Annotated in this window: 13 protein-coding genes and 1 tRNA gene; 7 read left to right on the top strand and 7 right to left on the bottom strand. The window is 71.6% G+C overall.

What is annotated here, in order from left to right:
- Positions 1-134: 134 nt before the first annotated feature.
- Positions 135-281 carry a hypothetical protein gene (locus tag ACWGJM_RS12870; protein ID WP_453411692.1) on the top strand — a complete coding sequence of 49 codons (147 nt, stop codon included), beginning with the start codon at positions 135-137 and terminating at the stop codon, positions 279-281.
- Here the strand turns inward: ACWGJM_RS12870 and ACWGJM_RS12865 are convergent.
- Together ACWGJM_RS12865 and ACWGJM_RS12860 are read right to left on the bottom strand one after the other, a co-directional pair.
- Positions 260-1,348, bottom strand: a complete 1,089-nt coding sequence (locus ACWGJM_RS12865) for an LLM class flavin-dependent oxidoreductase (protein ID WP_453411691.1) — start codon at positions 1,346-1,348, stop codon at positions 260-262. The genes ACWGJM_RS12870 and ACWGJM_RS12865 overlap by 22 nt on opposite strands.
- Positions 1,349-1,435: 87 nt before the next feature.
- On the bottom strand, positions 1,436-2,167 hold the full coding sequence (locus ACWGJM_RS12860) for a maleate cis-trans isomerase family protein (protein WP_453411690.1): 732 nt from the start codon (positions 2,165-2,167) through the stop codon (positions 1,436-1,438).
- A gap of 121 nt (positions 2,168-2,288) precedes the next feature.
- Between ACWGJM_RS12860 and ehuB the strand changes: the two genes are divergently transcribed.
- From ehuB to ACWGJM_RS12830, 6 genes are all read left to right on the top strand, one after another.
- Complete coding sequence (gene ehuB / locus ACWGJM_RS12855; RefSeq protein ID WP_453411689.1) at positions 2,289-3,206, top strand: ectoine/hydroxyectoine ABC transporter substrate-binding protein EhuB; 918 nt, start codon at positions 2,289-2,291, stop codon at positions 3,204-3,206.
- Positions 3,203-3,931, top strand: coding sequence for an ectoine/hydroxyectoine ABC transporter permease subunit EhuC (ehuC, locus tag ACWGJM_RS12850; RefSeq protein WP_453411688.1), 729 nt, complete (start codon positions 3,203-3,205; stop codon positions 3,929-3,931). Before ehuB ends, ehuC begins: the two co-directional genes overlap by 4 nt.
- Positions 3,928-4,578, top strand: coding sequence for an ectoine/hydroxyectoine ABC transporter permease subunit EhuD (gene ehuD, locus ACWGJM_RS12845; protein WP_453411687.1), 651 nt, complete (start codon positions 3,928-3,930; stop codon positions 4,576-4,578). Before ehuC ends, ehuD begins: the two co-directional genes overlap by 4 nt.
- Before the next feature lie 10 nt (positions 4,579-4,588).
- A complete protein-coding gene (ehuA, locus tag ACWGJM_RS12840) occupies positions 4,589-5,365 on the top strand; it encodes an ectoine/hydroxyectoine ABC transporter ATP-binding protein EhuA (RefSeq protein ID WP_453411686.1) in 777 nt (258 codons plus the stop codon).
- A gap of 206 nt (positions 5,366-5,571) precedes the next feature.
- Positions 5,572-6,330 carry an IclR family transcriptional regulator gene (locus ACWGJM_RS12835; RefSeq protein WP_453411685.1) on the top strand — a complete coding sequence of 253 codons (759 nt, stop codon included), beginning with the start codon at positions 5,572-5,574 and terminating at the stop codon, positions 6,328-6,330.
- Positions 6,331-6,417: 87 nt separating this feature from the next.
- A tRNA-Lys gene (locus tag ACWGJM_RS12830) sits at positions 6,418-6,491 on the top strand.
- A gap of 55 nt (positions 6,492-6,546) precedes the next feature.
- On the opposite strand, the gene ACWGJM_RS12825 is transcribed toward ACWGJM_RS12830, so the two are convergent.
- From ACWGJM_RS12825 to ACWGJM_RS12805, 5 genes are all read right to left on the bottom strand, one after another.
- Positions 6,547-8,187, bottom strand: a complete 1,641-nt coding sequence (locus ACWGJM_RS12825; RefSeq protein ID WP_453411684.1) for an AMP-binding protein — start codon at positions 8,185-8,187, stop codon at positions 6,547-6,549.
- A gap of 40 nt (positions 8,188-8,227) precedes the next feature.
- Complete coding sequence (locus ACWGJM_RS12820; protein ID WP_453411683.1) at positions 8,228-8,689, bottom strand: DUF3592 domain-containing protein; 462 nt, start codon at positions 8,687-8,689, stop codon at positions 8,228-8,230.
- Positions 8,690-8,794: 105 nt separating this feature from the next.
- On the bottom strand, positions 8,795-9,400 hold the full coding sequence (locus tag ACWGJM_RS12815; RefSeq protein WP_453411682.1) for a lytic polysaccharide monooxygenase auxiliary activity family 9 protein: 606 nt from the start codon (positions 9,398-9,400) through the stop codon (positions 8,795-8,797).
- Positions 9,401-9,516: 116 nt separating this feature from the next.
- Complete coding sequence (locus ACWGJM_RS12810; RefSeq protein WP_453411681.1) at positions 9,517-10,641, bottom strand: SPFH domain-containing protein; 1,125 nt, start codon at positions 10,639-10,641, stop codon at positions 9,517-9,519.
- A 57-nt stretch (positions 10,642-10,698) separates the two neighbouring features.
- A complete protein-coding gene (locus ACWGJM_RS12805; protein ID WP_453411680.1) occupies positions 10,699-12,063 on the bottom strand; it encodes a peptidoglycan-binding protein in 1,365 nt (454 codons plus the stop codon).
- Positions 12,064-12,176 lie beyond the last annotated feature (113 nt).

The raw sequence follows: 12,176 nt of genomic DNA, 5'->3' as shown, positions 1-12,176 counted from the left end.
GCCGCCGGACCGCATCTCCGAGCTGCTCGGCGCCCAGACCTACGCGGTCGGCAACCCGTAGGCGTCCGCGACGAGTTCGTACGAGCGCAGGCGCACGTCACCGCAGCGCACACGCGGTCGGCAACAGCCCACCGGTGCGGCTCGTCGAGCCCCGCCGCCCCCTCGCCGGCCGGCGAACCGGCCGCGAAACCGGCCAAGGCCCGCAGTCCTCCCGGCCGGTGCCGCCGGACCGCATCTCCGAGCTGCTCGGCACCCAGACCTACGCGGTCGGCAACCCGTAGGCGTCCGCGACGAGTTCGTACGAGCGCAGGCGCAGCTCACCGCGGTGGGCGTGTGAGGTGAGCATCAGCTCGTCGGCTCCGGTTCGCTTCTGGAGTTCGTCGAGGCCGGTCCGGACCTCGTCGGCCGTTCCGTGGACGATGTTGCCGGTCCAGGAGGCGACGAAATCCTCCTCCATCGGGCTGAACTCGTGGGCCTCGGCCTCTTCGGGGGTGGGGAAGAGGCCGGGCCGCCCGGTGCGCAGGCGGATCATGTTCAGGGCGGTGGAGCGTACTTGCCGACGGGCCTCCTTCTCGTCGTCGGTGGCGAGTGCGGAGACACCGATCAGGGCGTACGGCTGGTCGAGCACCGCGGACGGCCGGAAGGACTCCCGGTACAGGTCGAGGGCCGGGATCGTGTTCTGCGCCGAGAAGTGGTGCGCGAAGGCGAAGGGCAGGCCGAGCAGACCGGCGAGGCGGGCGCTGAAGCCGGAGGAGCCGAGGAGCCAGACCGGCGGGCGGTGCGGTGACTGGACGCCGCCCGGGGAGGTCGCCTGGACCGGTCCGGGTATGGCGTGAATCCTCCGGTACGGATGCCCGTCGGGAAAGTCGTCGTCGAGGAACCGGGTCAGCTCGGCGAGCTGCTGCGGGAAGTCGTCCGCGCCCTCGTTCAGCGTGTCCGTGCGGCGCAGCGCGGCCGCGGTGGCACCGTCGGTCCCGGGTGCCCGCCCCAGCCCGAGGTCGACCCGCCCGGGCGCCATGGCCTCCAGCGTCCCGAACTGTTCGGCGATGACCAGGGGCGCGTGGTTCGGCAGCATCACCCCGCCCGACCCGAGCCGGATCCGCTCGGTGTGCGCGGCGAGGTGGGCCAGGATCACGGCCGGCGAGGAGGAGGCCACCCCCGGCATGGAGTGGTGCTCGGCCACCCAGTACCGGTGGAATCCCCGCGACTCCGCGAGCCGCGACAGCGCGACGCTGGTCCGCAGTGCGTCGGTGGCGGTACTCCCCGCGCCGACGGTCACCAGATCCAGCACGGAGAGGGGGACGGGGGCGCTCCCCTGCGCGGTTCCCCGGATCTCGTCTGCCGACACGGTGGGTGCCTCCTGTTGCTCGGCGGTGGCCTGTGGAGAGGCTTAACAGGAGGGTGGCTCCGGTTTATTCCCGGGCAGCTCGGATCTTCAGGCCTGCACGATCGGCTCCCGCGTGAACAGTGCCCCCAGCGCCGGCGCGTTCACCCGGCGGTCGGCCAGCCGCAGCCCCTCCCACACCGTGACCTGGTTCGCCGTGAGGACCGGCTTGCCCAGGGCCTCCTCGAGGAGCGGGACGTGCGCCGCCGTGTGCCACGCGGTGTCCGGCAGCACCACCGCCTCCGCGCCGGCCGCGTCCGCCGCCCGGGCCAGCGCCAGCGTCTCCGTCTCGCCCCACTCCGCGATCTCCTCCGCCGTCACGGCTCCCGCCGCCCGCACACCGGCCACCTCCACGCCCCCGGCCCGCAGGAAGTCGGCGAACAGATCGGCCACCTCCTGCGGAGCGGGCACCCCGACGGCCACCCGCCGCACCCCGAGCTCCCGCACCGCGTGCACGAAGGCGAAGGAGGTCGAGGAGGCCGGCATGCCCGCCGACCGGGCCAGGGCGCGCACCTGCTCCTGGGCGGCCTCCCAGCCGTGCCCGAGGCTGCCGCTGGGGGACGCCCACACCACCGCCTCCGCGCCCGCCAGCCGCAGCCCCTCCACGCTCGCCGCGAGCCGCTCGGGTGAACCCATCTCCCGCAGCGCGTCGACCCGGTGGATGTCCTCGGCGACCTCGATGCGGACCAGGTCCACCCGGATGTCGCTGCCGAGGAGCTGCTCGATGCGCGCGTAGTCGTCCTCGGCGAAGTGACCCGGGTAGAGGATTCCGAGTGCGGTCATGTCCTGCCCTCCTGCGGTTCGTCCGGCCGGCGGTACGTGTACCCCGTACGCGCCGCGTACCGCCGCAGGCGCGTGAAAACCGTGGCGCATAAGTGGCTTGTGTTCGGGTAGCCGCGCCGCCATGGCTCCACCACTCGGGTACGACCATCACACAACCGGATACGAACGCAGACACACCCGCCGCTCGGTGCTCGCCGGTATCGCGGCGGCCGGTGCGCTGGGCGCCGCGGGCTGCTCACGCGTGGCCACCGCGTCCACCACGAACGGCGGCGAGCTGCTCGACCGGCTCCGGGCCCAGGGCGTCGTACGCCTCGGGATCGCCGGTGAGATCCCCTTCGGATACATCGACAAGGACGGGCGGCTGACCGGTGAGGCACCGGAGTTGGCGCGGGCCGTCTTCAAGCGGCTCGGGGTGGACCGGGTGCAGCCGGTCCCGACGGAGTTCGGCTCCCTCATCCCCGGCCTGAACTCCCAGCAGTTCGACGTCGTGGCCGCCGGGATGTACGTCACCCCGGATCGCTGCGAACAGGTCATCTTCGCCGACCCGGATTACCAGATGCTGGATTCGTTCGTGGTCCGGAAGGGGAACCCGAAGGGGTTGCACACCTTCAAGGACGCCGTGGCGAAGAAGGCGAAGTGCGCCATCGGCACCGGGTACGCCCAGATCCAGCACGCGGTCGAGGCGGGCTACAAGGAGAGCGACATCCTGATCGTCCCGGACCAGGTGGCCGGGCTCAACGCCGTCGAGGCGGGCCGCGTCGACTTCTTCGCCGGAACCGCCGTCACCGTCCGCCAGGTGGTGGCGAAGTCGGCCAAGGCGGAGGCCATCAAGCCCTTCGTCCCCGTGGTGGACGGCAAACCGCGCGTCGACGGGGGCGCGTTCGCGTTCCGGCCGACGGAGACGAAGCTGCGGGACGCCTTCAACGCCCAGCTGAAGAAGCTCAGGAAGAGCGGGGAGCTGGAGCGCATCCTGCGGCCGTTCGGCTTCACCAAGGCCGAGATGACCGATCTCACCGCGAAGGAGCTGTGCGGCAAATGACCTCAGGGCTCTGGAAACTCGTACTGGAGGGAGTCTGGACCACGGTCCAGCTGCTGGTGTTCAGCGCGCTGCTGGCCACGGCCGTCTCCTTCGTGGTGGGCGTCGCCCGCACCCACCGGCTGTGGATCGTCCGCTTCCTCGCCGGCTTCTACACCGAGGTGTTCCGCGGCACCTCGGCCCTGGTGATGATCTTCTGGGTGTTCTTCGTGCTGCCGATCGCCTTCGGCTGGCAGCTGGTGCCCCTGTGGGCCGGCACGCTGGCGCTCGGCCTCACCTACGGGGCGTACGGCGCGGAGATCGTGCGCGGCGCGCTTCAGGCCGTCGACCCGGCGCAGCGGGAGGGCGGTGTCGCGCTGAGCTTCACGCCCGCGCAGCGGCTCAGGCTGATCCTGCTGCCGCAGGCGGTGCCGGAGATGGTCCCGCCGTTCTGCAACCTGCTGATCGAGCTGCTCAAGGGCACCGCGCTGGTCTCCGTCATGGGCATGGGCGACCTGACCTTCAGCGCCAACCTGGTGCGGCTGGCGCTCCAGCAGAGCGCGGAGATCTACACGTACGTCCTGCTGATCTACTTCGTGATCGCCTTTGTGCTCACGCGGCTGATGCGGGTGCTGGAGAAGCGGCTGAGGGCCGGGATCGGCAAGGGCCCCGGGACGGAGACGACGGCGCGTGAACGCAAGCGCGCACAGATGACCGGCGTGGGTGCCGCGGGCGGAGGTGCCGCATGAAGTGGGACTGGAGCGCCGTCAGCGGATTCATGCCGCAGTTCTGGGACGGCCTGGAGGTGACGCTTAAGGCGCTGGCCCTCGGCTCGCTGATCTCGTTCGCCCTGGGTCTGGTGTGGGCGCTGCTGATGCGGACGCCGACCCGCTGGGTGCGCTGGCCGGTGGGGGTCGTCACCGAGTTCATCCGCAACACCCCGTTGCTGGTGCAGCTGTTCTTCCTCTTCTACGTGCTGCCCGAGTGGGGTCTGACCTTCTCGGCGCTGGCCACCGGCGTCTTCGCGATCGGCCTGCACTACTCGACCTACACGATGCAGGTCTACCGGGCCGGTATCGAGGCGGTGCCCGTGGGCCAGTGGGAGGCCGCGACGGCGCTGAACCTGCCGCGGCGGCGGACGTGGACCGCGGTGATCCTGCCGCAGGCCATCCGGCGCGTCGTGCCCGCCCTCGGCAACTACGTGATCTCGATGCTCAAGGACACGCCGATGCTGATGGCGATCACCGTGCTGGAGATGCTCGGGCAGGCACGGCTGTACTCCCAGCAGCACTTCCAGTTCACCGAGCCCGTCACCGTGATCGGCGTGGCCTTCATCCTCATCGCCTATCTGTCCTCCCTTCTTCTACGAGCCCTGGAGCGACGCCTTGTCCGCTGACACCCCTCTGATGAAAGAACCCGGCGCCAGTGCCGGCCCGTCCACCGGCGGGGGCGAGCTGATCCGCCTGGACGGGATCACCAAACGGTTCGGCACGAACACCGTGCTCGACCGGCTGAACTTCTCCGTCGACGCCGGCAAGCACGTCACCCTGATCGGCCCCTCCGGTTCCGGCAAGACCACGATCCTGCGGCTGCTGATGACCCTGACCAAGCCGGACGAGGGCACCATCACGGTCGACGGAGAGCAGCTCTTCCCGGCACCCGAGAAGCAGGTGCGCGAGGTCCGCAAGAAGATCGGGATGGTGTTCCAGCAGTTCAACCTGTTCCCGAACATGAGCGTGCTGCGCAATGTCACCGAGGCCCCGGTGACCGTGCTCGGCCTGTCCAAGGACGAGGCGGAGGCGCGGGCCCGGGAGCTGCTGGACCTGGTGGGTCTGGCCGACAAGTGCGACGCCCGGCCGACGCAGTTGTCCGGCGGCCAGCAGCAGCGGGTGGCGATCGCCCGGGCGCTGGCGATGCGGCCGAAGGTGCTGCTGCTGGACGAGGTGACCTCCGCGCTCGACCCGGAGCTGGTCGCGGGCGTCCTCGATGTGCTCAGTGACATCGCGCACACCACCGACATCACCATGCTCTGTGTGACCCACGAGATGGGTTTCGCACGGGACATCTCCGACCAGGTACTGATGTTCGACGGCGGACGGGTCATCGAATCGGGGCCGCCGGAGCGGATCTTCGGTGACCCGGAAAAGGAACGGACCCGGGAATTTCTCAGCGCGGTCCTCTGACTACAGGAAGTGAACGCACCATCACGCGAGGTCCGGACGCCGGTTCATGCCGCAGGCATATGCCAGTGAGCCTGCGCCGCAGTTGAGAGGCCACATGCGGGCCACTTTCTCGCCAACAACCTCTCCCTGTGCGGCTCTTGCCGGTTATCGTGATAGGGATCCGCCGTCCGGATCGCGGCCCACAGAGCGAGCGCAGGGGGAACACCGTGGCGCTGAAGCACGAGCCGACCGCCCCGTACCACTCCGCCCAGGACGCCCTGCGCGTCCTGGAGACCGTGGCACGCCACACCACCGGGGTGACCGACACCGAACTGGCCCGTCACACCCGCCTGGGCCCCGAGCGCCTGACCACCCTGCTGCGCATGCTGCGCCGCGAGGGGTACGTCGAGCAGGTCGCCGACGGGGCGTATGTCACCGGGGCGGCCCTCGCCCGGCTCACCTCGGCCCGTGACCGCGAGGGCGCTCTGCGCGAGACGCTCCAGCACACCCTGGACCGGCTGCGCGACTCGGTCGGCGCGGCCGTCTACATGAGCCGGTACGTCGACGGCGAGGTCAAGATCACCCAGTGCGCGGTCGGCCCGGCCACGCCCGCGGTCAACGAGTGGGTCGACTTCCGTTACTCCGCCCACGCCACCGCGATCGGCAAGAGCCTGCTGACCCAGCTCGACCACAACGCCCGGCGCGACCACCTCTCCCGCCACAAGATGGCCCGCCTCACCTCGCGCACCATCACCAGCGACAAGCTCCTGCTCTCCCGCCTGGAGTCCCAGCCGCCGACGGTGCCCATGCTGGACCTCCAGGAATACGCGGTCGGCACGGTCTGCGCGGCGGTCCCGATCACAGCGGGCGCCTCGGTGGGCTGCCTCGCCCTGTCCCTCCCGATCGAGCACGCCCACCGCCTGCGCCAGGCCGCGGACGCGCTCAACCGGAACGCGGCGCCGGTGCTGCTGTCGCTGGCGATCTAGCGCGACCGAACCCGGTCCCGAGCACCCCTCGGGACCGGGTAGTATTTTCTTCGTCGCCCGCCGCGGAAAGCGGAAGGCGGGAGTCATGCGCCGCTAGCTCAGTTGGTTAGAGCAGCTGACTCTTAATCAGCGGGTCCGGGGTTCGAGTCCCTGGCGGCGCACGGATGAGGGGCCCCTCGCTTCGAGCGAGGGGCCCTTTCTCGTCACCTCGGGCCGTCACCGAGTGAGCAGCCCCTCCCGCCCCCGTACCCGGTACTCCTCGAGCAGTGCGGCCCTGTCCTCTGCGGTCAGCCTCCGGTACGCGGACTCCCCCGGCGGCCGCCACCACACCGGATCCTCGCACCGGAAGCCCTCCCGTCTGAGCCCCGCCCGCTGGATCTTGTTGGTGGCGGTCACCGGCATCCGCTCCGCCACCCGGACGAACCGGGGCGCCATCTTCGTGCCCAGATCGGGCTGGGCGAGCAGGAACTCGGCGAAGGCCGGCGGGTCGAAGTCCCCGGCGACGGTCGCCATCACCAGGTCCCCGGCCACCGGGTCCGGCACCGCGTACACGGCGACAGCCGTGGCGCCCTCGTACCGGGCCAGGATGTTCTCGATCATCGCGGCGGCCAGGTTCTCGCTGTCGACGCGGAGGCGGTCGTCGGCGCGGCCGGCGAAGTAGAGGTAGCCGTCGGTGTCCCGGCAGAAGAGGTCGCCCGTCCAGTACACGCCGTCACGGCGGCGCTCGGCCTCCGCCTCGGCGTTTCGCCAGTAGCCCTCGAACGGGTTCGGTCCCCGGTTGACCAGCTCGCCTATGGCCTCGTCCCCGTTCACCAGCCGCCCGGCGGAGTCGAAGCGAGCCGGCGGGCACTCCTCGCACGTCTCCGGATCGAGCACCACCAGCCCCGGTGCCGCCCGCCCCACCGCGCCGGACGGCGTGCCCGGCGACCACTGGATCGCGGCGCCGCCCTCGGAGGAGCCGTAGCCCTCCACCAGCCGCACCCCGAACCGCCGCTCGAAGGCCGCCGCGTCCACCGCCCCGGCCTCCGTGCCGAAGCCGAGGCGCAGCGGGTTGTCCCGGTCGTCGGGGCACGGCTCGGTGGCCAGGACGTACTGCACCGCCCGGCCGACGTAGGTGAAGTACGTCGCCCGGTACCGGCGCACGTCCGCCAGGAACCCGGACGCCGAGAACCGCCGCCTGAGCGCCACCCCGGCCCCGGCCGCCAGCGCGGGCGCCCAGTCGGCGATCACCGCGTTGCCGTGGAACATCGGCATGCAGATGTAGTGCACGTCGTCCGGGCGGACCCCGAACTGCGCGGCGAGGGAGTCCCCGGCGGCGGCCAGGCGGCCCTGGGAGCAGATCGCGGCCTTGGGGGCGCCGGTGGAGCCGGAGGTGAAGTAGAGGAGCAGGCGGTCGTCCGGGGTGGCGCGGGCGGGATCGGGTACGGCGCCGGCGTACGGGGCGAGCAGGGCTTCGTACTCCGGGGTGCCGGTGACCAGGAGGCGTGTGCCGGGCAGGTCGAGGCCGTCGACGAGCCGGAGGTGGGTGCGCTCGGTGACCAGGACGGGGCACTCGGTGTGCAGGATGTCGCGGGCCAGCTCGGGCCCCCGGCGGGTGGGGTTGATCCCGGCGACCGCCGCGCCGGCCAGTGCGGCCGCGCCCAGCCACAGCGGGAACTCCGGGGTGTTGTCGAGCAGCACCCCGACGTGCGGTTGGGCGCCGGGCGGCAGCAGGTCGGCCAGGAGGGCGGCGCGGGCGGCGGCTCCGGCCGCGACCGCGTGGTGGGTCAGCACCCTCTCCTCGAACCACAGCCCCGGCCGGTGGTCCCCCCACCGCGCCGCGATCAGCTCGGCGACCGTGCGCTCACTGGAGTTCATGGAGGCGCACGGTAATTGACGTACCGTCAGATGTGGAGCCCTACGGCATCAGGCCGTCCGACTCCGCGAAGACGTAATGGGCGATGGCCATGAACACGACGCAGAAGGCGATGGCCACGCCGAAGAAGGCCAGCATGCAGCCGAGACCCGCGGCGAGCCTGCCTCGTGCGGGAGCGTGCGCCGTGGCCTGCTCGGGGCGGTCCGGCAGATAGTGGACGGTCACGAAGTCGCCCTCGACGGTGGTCGCGGGGCCGTTCTCCTCGTCGAACCGGACCGTGCGTCCGTCGCGTGTCGTGAACTCGTAGACGTGGTGGATCGTTGTGGTCACGGAGGTGTCCCCGCCACCACTGGTCGTGGTGTACGACCGCAGACATCGCCCCTCGGCCGTGAGGCCGCTGTTCCAGGCGCTGCTGATCTGCCGGGAGCGGCCGATCAGCCGGACCGCGGCGAACACGATGAACGCGATCATGACAACGGGTACGACATAGAACAGAGCTTCCATGAGACCCCCGAGGTGCGTGCGCCGGCCCCGATGATCGGCGTGGCGGGAACGTACCCCGCCCGCCGGCGCACGCTCCTCAAGAGAAGCTCTGAACCTGGACGGCGGTCAGAACGTGACGTCCGAACAGGCGTAGAACGCGTTGCCCGTGTCGGCGATCGTCCATACCGCGAGGATGACGTGATGGCCGCTCAGCCCGGTCGGCAGGGTGCCGCTGTGGCTGAGGGTGGCGGGCGGGCGCTGACCGCCGTAGGGCACGGTCAGGAACGGGGTGGTGTTGAGGTCCGAGCGGGACAGGGCGTGGTTCTGGTTCCAGCCCTGCTTGGTGACGTAGTACTTGAAGTCGGTCGTGGCGTGCATGGCGGTGAACTGCCAGCGGAAGGTGTAGCTCTGACCGCCGTTCACCTTCGTCGTCGGCCAGTCCGCGCCGGACGGCGTCTTGGGCGAGCTGAGCTGGGAGAACCGGCTGACGCCGCCGTTGCAGATCTGGCCGTCCGCCGGACCGGCCGCGGGGAAGCCCTTCGGGCCCTCGACGCTCTGCGGCTCCCACTGGATGTCGCCGCAGTTCGTCACCGTGCCGTTCTGGCAGAGCTTCTGCCTGCTGATGGGGAGATCGGTGTAGCCGTGACCGCTCGCACCGCCGGTGGAGAGCACGAAGGCTCCGGCGGTGGCGAGGCCCAGCACGGCTGCGGACACCTTGGTCTGTGTGCGCATGCTGCCGCTCCTGGAGAACGTGGGGGAGGTTCAGTGAGCTGTGCAGGTCTAGACCAAGTGTCAGATTATTGCGGTTACATGAACATGTCCATACCAATCAAGGGGCGCGTTTTCGCTCACACACCCGGCTGCGGCCGCCCCACGCAGAACGCCACCGTCAGGTCCCGCACCAGCGACTTGCGTTCGTAGTCGTCGAGGTCGACGAGCCCCCGCACGGTCAGCCGGGTCACCGTGTCCTCGACCGAGTCGACGACCGAGGTGAGCATGCGGGACCGCTGCTGGGCGTCCAGCGCGGCGATCCGCCGGCGCTGCATCACGGCGGCGACCTCGGGCGCGTACTCGACCCGGACCGGCCGCACGGAGAACACCTCCAGGCCGACGGCCGCCGCGTCCGCCGCCACCAGCCGGGTCAGCGCGTCGCCCGCCGCCGCCACGAACACCCGCCCGCCGTCCGGCACCTCCACCGGCACCCGGGCCAGCGCCGCCTCCACGCACTCGCGCAGATACGTCTCGTGGTCGTCCACACCGAGACAGGCCCGCGCCGTGTCCCGCACCCGCCACACCACGAGCACCACCACGCGCAGCGCCACCCCGTTGCCGTCGCCGGCCGGCATCGACTCGCTGCGCCAGTGCCGCAGCCGTACGTCGACCCGGTGCCGCCGGGTGAGCGGGTTGACCCACAGCAGGCCGGTGCGGCGAACCGTTCCTCCGTAGCGGCCGAACAGCCCGAGCACCCAGGCCCGCCCGGTCCGGCCCCGGGTGAGACCGCCGAAGCCCAGCAGCCCGATCGCGCCGGCCCCGGCGTACGCCGCCCACTGGGCCGGACCCACTCCCGCGCCCGCGGACGCCGACAGGTGCGGCGCGTGCGACGCGAACGACGGGAGGACTCCCGCCCACCACGAGGTGGCCAGGCACCCGGCGATCCCGCAGGCCCCGGCGAGCACCCCCGCCGCCCCGGGCAGCGCCCGGGCCGGCCGCTCGACGAGTTCGGGGTCGGCCGACGGCACCGGCCGCGCCCGGGCCGGCCCTGGCCGGCCCACCAGCCGTGGCTGCTCGCCCGTGCCCTGCCGGCGGCCCACCACGGCCGGCCGCAACGGCACCGGCGCCGGGTCGGGGTCGTCGCGGAAGAGGAGGTGGACGGGGATCTCGGTGGTGGCCTCGTTGTGGATCAGCCGGGCGGGCCTGGGCGTTTCCCCGGCGGGCCCCTCGGAATCGGACGTGTGCTCAGTGGTCGTGCTCATGCGTGCCTCCAGCCTCCGCGCCAGACGCTTCACGAATGGATGGTCACAGGGGGACGGTTACGAGAACAGCCGCCGCCAGGTCTCGGGTCCCGGGCAGCCGTCCGCCGCGCCGCCCCGCCAGCCCTGGGCGCGCTGGAAGGCCTCGACGGCCCGGCGGTCCGCCTCGCTCCAGCGCGAGTGGGGTCCGTCGGGGTAGTACCGGCCGAACCCCTTCTTCACCAGTCGCCGTCCGAGCCGGTAGACGTACGGGTTGTCCGCGCCCGGCCGGAACAGGTTCCGGCCGGGGTAGCCGGCGACGCCGTGCGAGGCGGGGGCGTCGGCCGGGCCGGGTGCGATGTCCTTGCCCTTGCCGGTCGCCAGCAGCTCCCAGGTGCGCGGCCCGGGCAGCCCGTCCGCGTCCGGGCCCGTCCAGCCCTGGGCGAGCTGGAAGGCCCGGGTCGCCCGCCGGTCGGCCTCGGTCCAGCGCGGGCCGGGCTGCTGGGGGTAGTACGCACCGGCGCCCCGGGCGATCAGCATCCGGCCGAGCTGGGTGACGTACTTGTTGTCGGCACCGGGGCCGAAGTACACCGTCCCCGGGAAGGGGGCCGGTGTCGCCCTGGCGGACGCGGGGGCCGCGTCGCCCGGCTTCGAGTCCGCCGTCGAGTCCGCCGTCGAGTCCGCCGTCGAGTCCACCGTGGCGGTGGTCACTCCTTTGTAGCGGTAGGGCACGTACTTGTCGGAGTTGCTCCAGTAGGCATAGGGGGTGGCCTGGCGGCGGGCGTGCGGGGGTGTCTGTTCGTAGGCGGTGTAGTAGGTGTGCGTGTAGTCGGTCCAGCCGCCGAAGAGGACGACGTGCGAGCCCTTCTCCGGGTCGGAGGGGTTGTGGAAGAGCAGCATGTCGCCGGGTTGCAGCTCCTCCTTGGTGATCTTCACGCCGTACTGGTCGAGGCTGCCGGTCCATTCGTTGCCGCCCAGGTTCCAGGCCATCGAGACGTAGCCCGAGCAGTCCTGCCGGTACCCGTCGGACCAGTACTCGGTCATGCTGTACGGCACCTGCGCGGTGACCCAGGTCTTGGCCCGCTCGATGATCGCCGTGCGGGTGGTGGCGGGCGGGTCGGCCGGATCGGCGGGCTCGGCCGGTTTGCCGCCGGGGCCGTGCAGCGGAGCCTTGGCGCCCTGGGGGGTGTCGGTTACGTCGCCGTCCGCCGGGGTGTGGGGTCCGCCGGGCCGGTCCGGGGCATGGGCCGCGACGAGGGCGGCGGCCGGGTGGCCCGCGCCGACGGCGGCGGACGCGGCGGCGGCTACGACCAGGGCCCGGCGGGCCGCCGGGCGACCGCCGAACCGGCCGGTCGGGGCCGAGGGGCCAAGGCGCCGCCAGTGGGCGCATCCGGGGCAGTCGCAGTCGCTCGCGGGGTCGACGTCCTCGAATACCGGAGCCACCATGCGATCTGCCTCACATTCCGGGTCGAATGCCGGGTTGAAATGTCCGCGTCTGTGCACGTTGATCAGTTTCCCAACTGTCGCCGGGGTGCGCATGCTGACGGTCCGAACGATGT

It is taken from the genome of Streptomyces sp. NPDC054834 (genome assembly GCF_053611185.1).
The sequence above is the reverse complement of the archived record's forward strand: the minus strand, read 5'-3'. Positions and strand labels throughout refer to the sequence as shown.

What these genes read in the sequence shown, in the direction of transcription:
- ACWGJM_RS12860 (WP_453411690.1), bottom strand. Translation starts at nt 2,167, where the DNA reads ATGACCGCACTCGGAATCCTCTACCCGGGTCACTTCGCCGAGGACGAC.
- ehuB (WP_453411689.1), top strand. Translation starts at nt 2,289, where the DNA reads ATGGCTCCACCACTCGGGTACGACCATCACACAACCGGATACGAACGC.
- ehuC (WP_453411688.1), top strand. Translation starts at nt 3,203, where the DNA reads ATGACCTCAGGGCTCTGGAAACTCGTACTGGAGGGAGTCTGGACCACG.
- ehuD (WP_453411687.1), top strand. Translation starts at nt 3,928, where the DNA reads ATGAAGTGGGACTGGAGCGCCGTCAGCGGATTCATGCCGCAGTTCTGG.
- ehuA (WP_453411686.1), top strand. Translation starts at nt 4,589, where the DNA reads ATGAAAGAACCCGGCGCCAGTGCCGGCCCGTCCACCGGCGGGGGCGAG.
- ACWGJM_RS12825 (WP_453411684.1), bottom strand. Translation starts at nt 8,187, where the DNA reads ATGAACTCCAGTGAGCGCACGGTCGCCGAGCTGATCGCGGCGCGGTGG.
- ACWGJM_RS12820 (WP_453411683.1), bottom strand. Translation starts at nt 8,689, where the DNA reads ATGGAAGCTCTGTTCTATGTCGTACCCGTTGTCATGATCGCGTTCATC.
- ACWGJM_RS12815 (WP_453411682.1), bottom strand. Translation starts at nt 9,400, where the DNA reads ATGCGCACACAGACCAAGGTGTCCGCAGCCGTGCTGGGCCTCGCCACC.
- ACWGJM_RS12810 (WP_453411681.1), bottom strand. Translation starts at nt 10,641, where the DNA reads ATGAGCACGACCACTGAGCACACGTCCGATTCCGAGGGGCCCGCCGGG.
- ACWGJM_RS12805 (WP_453411680.1), bottom strand. Translation starts at nt 12,063, where the DNA reads ATGGTGGCTCCGGTATTCGAGGACGTCGACCCCGCGAGCGACTGCGAC.